The sequence below is a fragment of the Candidatus Phaeomarinobacter ectocarpi genome (assembly GCF_000689395.1).
In the GTDB taxonomy this organism is placed as follows: domain Bacteria; phylum Pseudomonadota; class Alphaproteobacteria; order CGMCC-115125; family CGMCC-115125; genus Pyruvatibacter; species Pyruvatibacter ectocarpi.
Genome location: NZ_HG966617.1, coordinates 2,700,824 through 2,713,367, shown reverse-complemented (window position 1 = coordinate 2,713,367; position 12,544 = coordinate 2,700,824). Strand labels below are relative to the sequence as shown.

The window sequence follows — 12,544 nt, the reverse complement described above, 5'->3', positions numbered from 1 at the left end:
TTGTGGGTAAGCTAGCGCAGATATTTGTTGCTGTCAGTCAGAGACAGCGCCGCGCACCAACGAGGTCTGTCATGTTTGTATTCCGTGCCCCTCGAACAAGCCCGTGGCTATGGACGCTGGTTGCGGGAATTGTCGCAGCTCTGAGCTGTTTTCCCGCACATGCACAGGATGAAGAGAGGAGCGATGCTTTCGTGCAAAGCATCAAGACGCCGCAATTCGAATCAACGATCACTGTTGCACCGAAAATCGTCATGGAACCCGGTCTCGGGTCAGATCTCGTGTCCTCCAGTGTAGAGGCCGCGAAAAAGCTTGCCGTGTTTGCTGCCGAAGATGCTGAAGCGTCGCCCGAGTTTTTTCGCCCCTATCTGGTGGATGAACGGTGGGAGGTGACTCTATTCAATTCGACATTTGTGAGCGTGCTGGGCTCGCATTGGATGTTCACAGGTGGGGCGCACGGCAATGTTGATTTCTCGAGCTTCATCTGGCGGCGTCGTGCAAAGGACGAAGCAGAGGGCGGCGGAGAGTATGTGCCGCTTGAAGCCCTGTTTGCCGATGGCATGGGCAAGGATGCTCCGATCTGGGATGTATTAGGCCGCAACCTTCTGGCGCAGTGGGAAGCAGAGTGGGTGAAGCGCATCGGCCAGCCCCTGGGAGAGAATGATGAAGCGTGGCGCGAAAGCGCCAAGCGCGCGTTGGCCTATCACGCGGAATACAAGCCGGTGGCGACGTTGCTTCCCTCAACACAGAGTGAGAAATCCGGCGGCCTTACGTTTCACTATGCGCCCTACATCATGGGTCCCTACGCAATGGGGTCCTTCTCCTTTGATGTGCCTTATGCGGTGTTTGAAGATTATCTCACCGAAGACGCCAGAAACTGGTTCGGGGGTGAGATCAAGCCCGCCGCGCAGACAGAAAGGTAACTGTCGACTGCGTTGTTGATTCACACGGACTGCCCTGCAACCATCGCGGCATTGGTCTTGTTGACTTCACCAGAGCGTATTCAGCCCTTGTATTTTCAGGGGTGTGGCAGCGTCGAAAGCATTCGTTTTGATTGAACTTCTTCTCATCGGCTGCGTTGTCTATCTGTTCATCCGGCAGCGTGCGCTGAGCAAGGAGGTTGCGCGCCTGTCTGCTCACCTTTCGGACTCAACGTCTCGTGATGCGCAGCCGGAAGATGGCGCACCGGTTGCCGCTGCGGGCTCCACCGACGTTGCGGACCCCGATCCCGCACCTTTGGTGCCGCAAAGCCCTGAGCCTCTGTCAGCACCTGCGCCTGCTGCGGCATCAATTGCGGCGTCGGTGACTTCCGACGACACGGTCGAAGAGAACTATCAACCGCCAAAGCAGTTTGTGTTCGGCTCCGACAACATGGAGCGGCTGGGCGCTTGGCTGAAAGAAAACTGGATTTACGTGGTGGCAGCGCTGTCGCTCACCATGGCCGGAATCTTTCTCGTTCAGTACGGCATTGAGACAGGTCTGCTGTCGCCGACCGTGCGGGTTGTTTCAGCGTTGCTGTTTGGTGTGGCGCTGATCGCTGCTGGTGACCGCATCCGTCGCCGGGGTGGGGATGGTGACGAGGACCTTACGGCCTTTCTGCCCTCGCTGTTTGCCGGTGCGGGGATTGTGACGCTGTTTTCAGCGGTGGTGGCGGCGCGCCAGCTTTATGGACTCATTGGTCCCGAGATGGCGTTCATTGGTCTCATCGCCGTTGCCGCGGGTGCCATTGCCCTTGGGTGGGTCTATGGCAATTTCCTCACGGTCATCGGCATTGGTGGTGCTGTGGTGGCGCCCTTCATTGTGGGTGGTGACAGTACGGACCCGACCTGGCTGTTCTATTATTTTGCGCTGATCGGTGCTGTTGGTCTCACGGTAGATGCGCTCAAGCGCTCTGCATGGGTGTCGGTTGTGGCGCTGGCGCTCCCCTATGCGGGGGCCATTTTGATCTGGCTGACAACATATTCCTCCGGGCCTGAGTTCCTGCTTTTCTCTGTTGTGCTCGCAGCCGCCGCCACCTGTTTGCCGATGATGTCCGTGCGGCCGCAGTTTTCAGGGGCGATGCTGTTTGGGCCCATGCATTCGTTCGGCCCCAAGGGGTGGCCTGAGTTTCCCACGCGACTGGCGGCGGGCGGCATTCTGGCGTTGTGTGGTGTAGCGTTCCTGGTTGCCGGTCGTGATGTGCCGTCGTTCTGGCTTGCTGTTGCAGCGCTGTTTGTTGTGTTGATGGCTGTCAGTTTCTGGCTCGACCGGTCGCCAACCCTTGAAGATCTGGCGCCGCCGATTGCTCTTGCCATTTTTGCCATCATCGGTTGGCACGGACTGGTGGACCTTCCGGTTGACCGAGCCTTTGCGGATGCCTTTGTGGGCTTTGAAAGCCCGGCACCGTGGACCATCACATGGCTGACCGGTGTTGGCTTGGCGGTCACTCTGCTGGCGGCGCTCAAGAGCACGCGGTCCACGCCTTTTCCAGTGATCTGGGCCTTTGGTGCGGCGGCATTTGCGCCCCTCGTCATGCTGTCCATTGAACTGGCCTGGCAACCTCGCCCGCATCTCAGTGACTTTGCGTGGGCCGGTCATATTGCAGCGGTGGCGGCGGTGATGGCTGTATGCGCCAACCGGGCCGGACTTGTGGACGGCGACATGCGGCTGCGCACAGCGCTCTACACGCTGGCTGCCCTCAACATGGTTGCCTTTGCCATGGCTGTGACCCTTACCGAGACAGCGCTGACACTGGGCTTTGTGGCGCTTGTCGTGTCAGCGGCGTGGCTTGACCGGCGCTTTGACATCAAGGTCATCAACATCTTTGTGCAGCTTGGCATTGTTGTCTGCGGCTTCCGGCTTATCGGTCATCCGGGCATCCCATGGGCGATAGATACGAGCCTCCTGGAACTTGTCATCGGGTATGTCGGTGTGATTGCCGGTCTCGCCGCTACATGGGTGCTGCTGCAGCGACGGATGCGCCAAAGCTCGATCATTGTGGCTGAATCCGCGTTGTGGAGCCTGATCGGCATCTTCATCACGTTGCTGATCTACCGGGTCCTGGAAGACAACAATCCGGGTGAAGAGCACTGGTCGCTGTCGTTGTTCGCCATGGTGTGGCTGATATCAGCGGCCAACCAGTTTTACCGGCTGCAGATAGATGGCGTAATGCGGATTGTCCGAACGGTGCTGGGCATCGGCTTTGCGGCTGCGGGACTGGTCATGCTCTTCCTCTCCGTCACCCTTGGTAATCCGCTTTTCGGCAGCATCGTGCTTGGGCCACCGTTGTTTGACACTCTGCTGATTGCCTATGCGGCACCGGCCGTGCTGATTGCGGGGGTCGCCTGGCGCTTCACTCATCTGGGGCAGCAGATACGCGTCGCAATGGTTGGGCTGTCTGCGTTTTTGATGGTGCTTTATGCGGGGCTTGAGATTCGCCGCCTGTGGCAGGGACCCTCTTTGGAGTTGTCCGGCGTACTGGATGGTGAGCAATACAGCTACACCATTGCCTTGATCCTGCTTGGGGCCGCGCTGCTTGTGCTGGCGATGCTGCGCAAGTCCGTGCTGATCCGGAAGATCGCCATCACGGTGATTGCTGTGACAATTGCCAAGGTGTTCCTGATTGATATGAGCGGCCTTGAGGGCCTGATCCGCGTGCTGTCGTTCTTCGCCCTTGGGTTGGCGCTTGCCGGTCTGGCCTTGCTCAACCGCTGGATGACGCGGTCGCTTGCCGCGGATCAGGCGGCGATGGCACAGCCGCAGGCAACACCGGACGCTCAGTGATCTGCCACTTGTCTCATGCCCCCTGACTGGGGCACTGTCCGCTCGCAGATGCACCAGCTCAGTGGTCCCGTAGCTCAGTTGGATAGAGCATCAGATTCCTAATCTGAGGGTCGGTGGTTCGAATCCACCCGGGATCACCAATACTTGGGGTTCATCCCTTACGGAAACGAAGTGTGGGTGGCCGCCTGCAACACCTGCCGCACCACAGCAGCCTGGTCACTGGCGCCCAGTTTGGCCTTCAGATTGGCAAACTGGGTGCGGACGGTGGTGATCGACACGTCATTGTCTTTTGCAAAGCCCGCAAGGCTGACGCCGGTCGCAAAGGCGGCAGCGAGCTTTGCTTCCTTTTTTGACAGGCCGTACCAGGTGACCAGTGCTGTCTCGTCGATGTCTGCTGTGTCGGGCGGTGTGAGCAATCTCAGCAGGACCACCGGTGGGACGCCGCGGCCTTCGCTTTCCTGCTGGAGGCGTTCGCCGCGCAGGAGTGTCGGGCCTGTATGGCCACGCTTGCCCTTCACGCCTTCAAGGCGCACGGCCCGGTGAATGTGACTGGGGGAGGCCTGAAAAAGCGCATCAAGTGCGGTCTGCAAGGCCTCGTCGTCCGCCTCGGTTGTGCCAAAGAGCCGGCCATTCTTGAGGAGGATCGGCGTTTCGGTTTCCAGGCGATCGCGGGCGCGCCTGTTGGACAGAAGGATATGCCGGCTGGCGCTGAGCAGAAGCATGCCGTCAGATGCTTCGGTGAACAGCATGGTCAGCCAGTCGCGCTCCACCTGATCCTGGGTCACCAGCGCGCCGTGTTTCAAGCGGCGCTGAATGAAAGGCCAGACCCATTCAGGACCGTGGGCCCGGGACCATTCAAAAATCTCGTCCACACGTTCGCGCGTGTGAGGCTGCACAAATTCCTTGATGAGGCCTTGGTAAGACGTGATGAGATTGTCAGCGTCGGCCTTGCCTGCGGGTGCCTGGCTGCCCGTCTGTTTACGGACGAACTGCCCGATGCGGGCAAGAGCGGCGGTGCTCTGGGTGGAGAGGGGCGCAAGGCGCTGCCACGTGTCGGCTAGCCCGTCCCATTCATAGAGATTTACCTTGCCGCCGGTGCTGCGCAGTTTTTCAGCCAGCATGATGGCGTCGTCGTAGAGCACGTCTTTGACGTCGGCGTGGATTTCAATCTCGGGCATGCCTGCAAGGTCCGCCAGAACCGGTGAGGCCAGCGGATGGCGCGGATCGGCACCCTGCAGATAGTCGAAGGCCAGGGTCATGATCAGTTCCACGTCTGACGTGGACCCGTTGCTGCGGATATTGCTGACATAGCTGCCGCCGGAGAAAGTCAGATCCGCCAGTGGGGTGAGGGCCACAAAGCCGGCCGGCATGGGGTGCTGCTGATCGCGCAGGGAGATGAGCGCAGCCAGCGCAATGCCGGCGCCGGACGTATCTCCCATCACGACGATTTTTGACGGGTCGTGGCCCTGTTCAAGCAGGGACAGATAGGTGGCTGTCACGTCCTCAATGGCAAGGGGGAAGGGCTGTTCGGGCGCCAGAGAGTAGTCAAACAGCAGGACACGGGCCCGGGCATGGGTGGCAATGCGACAAGCGACGATCTCCTGCATGGGCCCGCGATTGAGCGAAAATGTGCCGCCATACACATACAGAACGATACGGGCGTCAGCCCTCGTGTCCGGCTGGGCGATCCAAACGCCGGTGACAGGAAGTCCCGTCGCCGGTGTGACCTCAGCCCCCAGATTGTCCAACCCTGATGCCTGTTGCATTCGCGCACCGCCCCCAAGTAACCGCCCTTTTAGGCCAGATTTAGCCTCGAGAGTCATCACTTTTGATGATGTGGCGCGATCAAGCCTTCGTTATGCCTTGGAGGAAAGAAATTCGGGGTTGGGAGCAAATAAGCATGAAAACGGGTTTTCAAGCGGCGGTGGGCAGCGTCGCCGGTCTTGGTATGGCGGCTGTTTTTGGGGCCGCACTTGTGACTGGGAGCGCGACACCTGCGGCGGCGCAGTCGGCGTCGTCGTGCAATGGCGGCAATGTCTCGGGCTTCAACCGCACGGCTGCGGCTGGCGGCGCGGCCAACATCAATCAAAGCGGCACTTTCTTTGTCGGTGACGTCATCACGGCGACGGTGACCGGCATTGTCCTGTCTGTCGCTGTGGATGTGAACCCTGGCAACAACCTGCTGATCTTCATCAATGGCGCCACGGGCTCGGGCAGCTTCACCATTCCCTCGACGGGCACGTTCACCATCAACGGCGCGTTGAATGCAGGTGGCGGCGGTGGGGCCAGCCTTCTCTTTACGTGTGTGTCCGGTGCTGGAGCGGACGGAACAGATGGCGCGTCGCAAACGGATATCGAGCAAACGGTAGACAATGCCGATGCCGCGTCAGCAGCGCTTGAAGAAGAAGCAGCTCGTCAATTGCTGGAAGAGGGCTTTGATCTCGATCCGAATGAAGGTCTGGGTCTTGGCCTTTCAGATCAGGAACGCGCTGATATCTCTGACCGTCTGAAGGAAATTGAGGAACGTGAAGCAGAACTGGGCGCAGCAATCCAGCAGGCGGATCAGAGCCTCGAAGAGCTCGCAGAGGCGAGAGACAATGCCAGGGAGGCGACGGAAGACAAGACCAGCAAATCAGGAGCTGAAATCCTTGCGGAGATTTTTGTTCCCGGTTTTGACCCTGTGAAAGCTCGCAACGAGGGTGCCTATGAGCGACGTCTTGAGATGATCGAAGAGGGCGAGCTCAAAGTCTCTGGCGAACGCGCACAAGCGGTTACTGAGCTGGGCGAACTGCTTAAGGAAAAAAGGACTCTGGAGAATGCCATTTTGCTGGATAGGAGCCCATCTGCACCTATTCCGTTTGTTGCCAATGCCTCCGCTGACCGGTTCGAGCGTGAGTTTCAGGACATTGTCAGGCACTTCGATGAGCCAAACGGGGCGCCTGATGTTCAGGAATTGTCGTTTGACCGCACGCTGACTAAAAAGACGGTCGCCTGGGTGCGTGCGTCGTTTACCCGTTACAAACAGGGAGATGCCACCCAGCAGAAGGGCGACACCGTGGTTGCGGCCGTGGGTGTTCACCATGACTTCTGGGAGGACATCCGGCTTGGCACATTTGTCACCACCAAATGGTCGGATGTGAAGGCACCGCTCAACAACCTTGATATTGATACGCGCGGTTATTCGCTGGGTGTGTTTGGTCGCTACAAGATTGACGGGCTGGCTCTAAAGGCAACTGTTCGCTACGGCATTTCTGATAGCGATATTTCTGTTGCCAACACGACGGGCTCCTATGACTCAAATCTCATTGATCTGACTCTGGGCGTGTCCGGCAGAGACGACTGGTCCAATGGCATCTGGGTCCAGCATTCGACGTCATTCTCGTCCACGTGGTCGCATCGTGATGGCTACACAAACTCGGTCGGCACGCGCATTGGTGACAATGATTTGTGGTCCGGTCGTGTTTCACACGGTCCAACGATCGGGACGACGATTGAGAATGAAGGCATCTTCACTGTGATCGAGCCTGCTCTTGGCGCTACGGCAAACTACAACTGGACCAACAGGGACAGTCAGTCTGGCAATGTGGCAACGAGTGATGACGACTATTTCAGCCTCGCTGTGACGCCGCAGCTCTCCGTGACCACAGAGGGTGGAGCATCGCTTGACGTTTACACCAGCGTTTTTGGTATCGGAGCGGATGTAGACGGTTGGTCAGTCGGCGGTACGTTCTCACTGCCGCTCAACTAGTGCGCAGCCAAGCTCGCAAACAAAAAGCCCGCGAGGCATTCACCTCGCGGGCTTTTCTTTGGATGTTTGTGGTGGCTTAGAAGCCGAAGGAATAGTGAATGCCTGCGGTGTTTACACCGGGGTTCTTGTCGGCGATATCCGCGTTGGACAGATGCCAGACATAGGCGGAGATCATGTCGCCGCTGTCGAACTGATAGCCGATTTCCAGCTGCTCGCGGAATTCGAAGGCCTGACCAAGGTCAATGGAGTTGCCCTGGCTGTAAGCGCCAACGCCCCACTGGATGCGGGTGACGATGTTGTCGGTCAGGAAGAAAGTGCGTGATAGGCCGATATGGCCATAGACCGCACTGTCCGTGTTCACCATAAGGCCGACAAGCGGACGAATTTCCCAGACGATGTTGTAATCGGGGATATAGCCCACATCGAAGGCCGCAGAGGCGAACTCAGAGCTGTGGCTAATGTCGAAGAAGCCCGCGCCTACATAAACCTGGGAGGGCTGCGCTTCGGCAAGGCTTTCAGCGCTGGCAGACGTTGCCGCGCCAAAGGTGGTGGTGAGCGCCATGGCAGCAACGGCCAGGCCGGAAAGTAGATGTTTCACTTGATATTCCCCTGATGCCGCCGCTCAATGGGCGGTATCCAATTCAAACCCGGGCGGAGTTTACGGGCATCTGGCCCTTTTGTGCAATTGCGGCACGAAAACCCACCTATGCAGAACAGACTTAAGTTGCTGAAGGGCCACATGAAAAGACAGGTATCACTTTTTGGCGCAGTCATTCTTGGTGTGCTTGCGGTCGGGAGCATTTTGCTCGGAGAAGAGGGCACAGACACGGGTGTTGGAACGGCGACAGCGCCCATCCCTTCGGGGGGGGAGGCATCCGGGTGCGCTGTACCTCCGTCCGATGCAAGCCGGGCCTTTGATGTCATTGAAGTGGTCGATGGCGACACGATCGTGCTGGATGACCGCAGCGAGGTCCGCATGGTGGGCATTCAGGCGCCCAAGCTGCCGCTGGGCCGCCGCAATTTCCCTGAATGGCCGCTGGCGAAAGAAGCGCGGGATCTGGCTGTTGATATTGCGTCCCGGCGCGATGTGGTTCTGTGGTCCGGTGGGTCTGACGAAGACCGGCACGGCCGTCGGCTGGCTCATACCTATGTGCGCGACGGGCAGGGCGGCACCATCTGGTTTCAAGGTGAGATGCTGAGGCGTGGCCTCGCGCGTGTTTATACCTTCCCTGACAACCGGGCCTGTGTCGCTGACCTGCTCGCACAAGAAGCGGCAGCTCGCGAAGAAGGTTTAGGTATGTGGGGCCTTGATACCTACCGCATCGTCAATGCCAATGAGCTTGACCGTCTCAACAGCCGTGAAGGCTCCTATGAGCTGATTGAGGGGCGGGTCCGCGAGGCCAAGAACATCAATGGCCGGGTCTATCTCAATTTCGGCACAAACTACCGCGATGATTTCACCGTCACGATCAGCCCACGCGATATGAAACTCTTCCGTGATGCGGGCATTGATCCGACAGACTATGAGGGCCGCATTGTGCGTGCGCGTGGCTGGGTTCGATTGTTCAACGGCCCCAGCATCGATGCAACGCATCCGGAGCAAATCGAGGTGTTGAGATGAAGGCGATTGGGCGGTGGCTAGGTGAGGTTGTTTTAGGGCGCTGGGCTTTCTTTGCCGCCGCTACACTCTCGCTGGCGCTTATCCCTCTGGCGCCCGCGCAGGCGCAGATCAGCGACAGTGAACGCCGCCAGGGTGCAAGTGCTCATGAGCAGATCGTTGCCCAATATGGCGGTGTTTATGATCATCCCGAGGTTGGGCCTTATGTGGCGCGCGTGACAACGCGTATGGCCGGCGCGTCATCGATGCCCAATGAACAATTCCGTGTCACCGTGCTCAACAGCCCGGTGGTCAATGCCTTCGCCCTGCCTGGCGGGTATGTCTATGTGACGCGCGGGCTGGTTGCGCTTGCCAATTCGGAAGCCGAGCTTGCCAGCGTCATCGGCCATGAGATCGCTCACGTCACGATGCGGCATGGACAGGGACGGCAGAACCGGGCCATTGGTGCCGGGTTGCTGGGCGCGGTGCTGGGGGTGGCGGTCGGCAGTGACCTGGTCAATCAGATCTTCAGCGTGGGCGCCTCGGGCTTTCTTGCGGACTACTCGCGTGATCAGGAGAATGAAGCAGACAGTGTCGGGCTCAACATGCTGGTGATGGCCGGGTATGACCCCTTTGCCGCACCCGCGTTTCTGGAGTCGTTGGGGGCACAAAGTGCCTTGCATGCCCAGCTGCGCGGCGCACGATATGACGCAAACCGGGTGGACTGGCTGGCATCGCACCCGGCCACCGGACAGCGCGTGCGTGATACTCTGAAGCAGGCGCAGGACACCGGTGTCGCACCGGGCGTGCGTGCCGGTGGTGAGGACGCTCACTTTGCGGCCGTTGACGGCATGCTCCACGGCGATGATCCCAAGGAAGGGTTTGTGCGTGGGCAGCGCTTCATTCATCCGGACATGCGGTTTGCGTTTGAAGTGCCTGACGGCTTCACAATGACGAACGCGTCCACATCTGTCACAGCCCGGCACCCGTCAGGTGCGCAGATCAAGTTCGACAGCGCTCCGCGCCGCAGCGCAGGCAGCATGGCGGAATATCTGACACGGGTCTGGTCCAGGGATGCAACGCTCAGCCAGATTGAAGCCCTCGACGTGAATGGCATTCCCGCAGCGACGGGCATTACCCGGGTCAAAGGCAAAGACGTGCGGCTTGTGGCCTATGATGCGGGTGACAAGGAGAATGTGTTCCGCTTTCTCTTTGCCACACCGCCGCGCCAGACAAGCAGTCTCAAGCCGGGATTGCAGGAGATGGTGCGCAGCTTCACGCGTCTGAATGCTGCCGAGGCTGCCGATGTCGCCCCGCGGCGCATCGAAGTGCACACGGTCCGACGCGGAGAGACAGTCGCGTCACTGGCGGCAAATGCTGCTTACTTCACCGACGAAGAGAAGCGTTTTCGGGTGCTCAATGGTCTGGGTGATGGTGAACAGGTGCAGGCGGGACAGCGGGTCAAGCTGGTGGTTGAATAGGCGACGGGTGTTCTAGGCGCCGTCCACCAGGGCATCAACATCATCGGTTTCCTTGAGGAGTGCCGCGCGCAGCTTGTTCAGCGCCTGGTGTTCCACCTGGCGGACACGCTCCTTTGAGATACCGAGTTCCTTGCCAAGGGATTCCAGCGTCTCCCCGTCTTCGCTCAGGCGGCGACGCTTGATGATGAAGAGTTCCCGTTCAGACAGTGTCTCCAACGCCCGGGCCAGCCAGCGACGACGCACATCCGCGTCATGGGCGTCTGTTGTTTCGTCTTCCGGGTCGGGACGCTCATCGGCCAGCAGGTCCTGCCATTCCATGGAGCCGCCTTCGCCTGAATCCATGCCCGGCACGGCCGCATTGAGCGACCGGTCGGAGGCCGACAGGCGGGACTCCATGTTTTCAACATCGCGCATGGGGACGCGCAGCTGGGTCGCTACGAAGGTGCGCCCTTCAGGCGACATGGTCGCGCTTCCGCCATCGTTGATGAGGGCGCGCAGGCGACGCAAATTGAAGAACAGAGATTTCTGGGCAGCGGTCGTCCCGGTGCGGACGATCGACCAGTTGCGCAAGATGTAGTCCTGGATGGAAGACCGGATCCACCAGGAGGCATAGGTTGAGAAGCGGACGCCGCGTTCCGGGTCAAAGCGCTGGGCAGCCTGCATCAGGCCGACATTGCCTTCCTGCACGAGGTCGCCCATGGGCAGGCCGTAGATGCGGAAGCGGGCCGCCATGGCAATCACCAGGCGCATATAGGCGGATGTCAGCTCGTGGAGGGCATCTTCGTCCTTGTGGTCATGCCAAGCACGGGCCAGATCGAGTTCGTGATCGGCCTCAAGCAACGGCGCTTTCATGGCCGTGCGAATGAATTTTCTTTCAGAACCCTGAGACGAAACTGCAGACGTTGCCGGCATGTGATGCGCACTCCCCACGCAGTGCCTGCCCTCAGACTTTACGAACGCAAGGGCAGGTAATGAATTGCTTGTTAGGGGATACGGCTCTGGATGCTGGTTGGATCATCTGCAGCAGGTGCAACGGGGCCAATGGATTTGCGAATTTGCAAGGCCTGGCGTTTGGTCTTGCGTAGATGATAGTGCGCATGGTTCGCAAATGCTGCGTCGCGATCTGGCCACAAAAAAGGCCCGGGTCCATGTGTCTGGATCCGGGCCTTTGATCTTTGGGGAAGCGAAGACGCCTAGGCGGCTTTTTCTTCGTCTTCCTTTTCAGGCTTGTTGCGGCTTGGTGCCTTTTCAAGCGTGCTTTCAATCTTGGTGACGGCTTCGTCGTCTGTTGATTTCTCAACAGCTGCCACTTCGCGGGCCATGCGTTCGAGAGCCTGTTCATAGAGCTGACGCTCTGAATAGGACTGCTCAGGCTGCTTGTCGGAGCGATAAAGATCGCGAACAACTTCCGCAATGGCGATCAGGTCACCGGAGTTGATCTTGGCTTCATATTCCTGCGCGCGACGGCTCCACATGGTGCGCTTGACGCGGGCGCGGCCCTTAAGGGTCTTGATGGCCTGGCCCACCACATCGTCGTTGGCGAGGCGGCGCATGCCGACAGATTGCACCTTGGCGACAGGTACGCGCAGGGTCATCTTCTCTTTTTCAAAGTTGATAACGATGAGTTCCAGCTTGTGTCCGGCGACTTCCTGCTTCTCGATGCCGGTGATCTTGCCGACGCCATGGGCGGGATAAACGACGAATTCGTTCGCTTTGAATTCGGATTTCTTTGAGGCGGTCTTCTTCTTCGCGGCCATGCTCAGTCCCAAACTGCGTGACGGGGACGGTGCCGGCTCTGTGCTCCGGCAACCCCGCACGGGTCAACACGATTGGCAAAAAGACGTGCCGTTATGCCCGCAATCATGACCCTCGGCCCAGATCAGCATCTGAGCCCGTGTGGGAGGACTGGTCGCGAGTATGACGGCACCGGGCTTCCTGATCATCGGATGCTACAGGGGC

General features: G+C 59.2%; 9 protein-coding genes and 1 tRNA gene. 6 read left to right on the top strand and 4 right to left on the bottom strand.

The features are described 5' to 3' along the window. The first annotated feature begins 191 nt into the window (after positions 1-191). The 3 genes from BN1012_RS12925 (at position 192) to BN1012_RS12915 (ending at position 3,899) form a co-directional block, all read left to right on the top strand. Positions 192-920, top strand: coding sequence for a DUF3298 and DUF4163 domain-containing protein (locus BN1012_RS12925; RefSeq protein ID WP_043949917.1), 729 nt, complete (start codon positions 192-194; stop codon positions 918-920). 127 nt (positions 921-1,047) lie between these two features. Next, positions 1,048-3,759, top strand: coding sequence for a DUF2339 domain-containing protein (locus tag BN1012_RS12920; RefSeq protein ID WP_145973470.1), 2,712 nt, complete (start codon positions 1,048-1,050; stop codon positions 3,757-3,759). A 63-nt stretch (positions 3,760-3,822) separates the two neighbouring features. Then, positions 3,823-3,899 (top strand) — tRNA-Arg (locus tag BN1012_RS12915). Positions 3,900-3,917: 18 nt separating this feature from the next. On the opposite strand, the gene BN1012_RS17035 is transcribed toward BN1012_RS12915, so the two are convergent. After that, positions 3,918-5,525, bottom strand: a complete 1,608-nt coding sequence (locus BN1012_RS17035) for an alpha/beta hydrolase fold domain-containing protein (protein WP_052535277.1) — start codon at positions 5,523-5,525, stop codon at positions 3,918-3,920. Between the two features lie 134 nt (positions 5,526-5,659). Here BN1012_RS17035 and BN1012_RS12905 point away from each other — a divergent pair, with 134 nt between their 5' ends. Next, a complete protein-coding gene (locus tag BN1012_RS12905) occupies positions 5,660-7,507 on the top strand; it encodes an autotransporter domain-containing protein (protein ID WP_043949916.1) in 1,848 nt (615 codons plus the stop codon). A gap of 76 nt (positions 7,508-7,583) precedes the next feature. On the opposite strand, the gene BN1012_RS12900 is transcribed toward BN1012_RS12905, so the two are convergent. Next, positions 7,584-8,105 (bottom strand): acyloxyacyl hydrolase, encoded by a 522-nt coding sequence (locus BN1012_RS12900; protein WP_052535276.1) that lies wholly within the window; start codon positions 8,103-8,105, stop codon positions 7,584-7,586. A 141-nt stretch (positions 8,106-8,246) separates the two neighbouring features. On the opposite strand from BN1012_RS12900, the gene BN1012_RS12895 reads away from it, so the two are divergent. Together BN1012_RS12895 and BN1012_RS12890 are read left to right on the top strand one after the other, a co-directional pair. Beyond that, a complete protein-coding gene (locus tag BN1012_RS12895) occupies positions 8,247-9,128 on the top strand; it encodes a thermonuclease family protein (protein WP_081826514.1) in 882 nt (293 codons plus the stop codon). Beyond that, a complete protein-coding gene (locus tag BN1012_RS12890) occupies positions 9,125-10,585 on the top strand; it encodes a M48 family metalloprotease (RefSeq protein WP_043949915.1) in 1,461 nt (486 codons plus the stop codon). Before BN1012_RS12895 ends, BN1012_RS12890 begins: the two co-directional genes overlap by 4 nt. A gap of 12 nt (positions 10,586-10,597) precedes the next feature. On the opposite strand, the gene BN1012_RS12885 is transcribed toward BN1012_RS12890, so the two are convergent. Next, positions 10,598-11,497: an RNA polymerase factor sigma-32 gene (locus tag BN1012_RS12885; protein WP_043949914.1), complete on the bottom strand. Its 900-nt coding sequence runs from the start codon at positions 11,495-11,497 to the stop codon at positions 10,598-10,600. Positions 11,498-11,778: 281 nt separating this feature from the next. Next, positions 11,779-12,342 carry a CarD family transcriptional regulator gene (locus BN1012_RS12880; protein ID WP_043949913.1) on the bottom strand — a complete coding sequence of 188 codons (564 nt, stop codon included), beginning with the start codon at positions 12,340-12,342 and terminating at the stop codon, positions 11,779-11,781. Positions 12,343-12,544 lie beyond the last annotated feature (202 nt).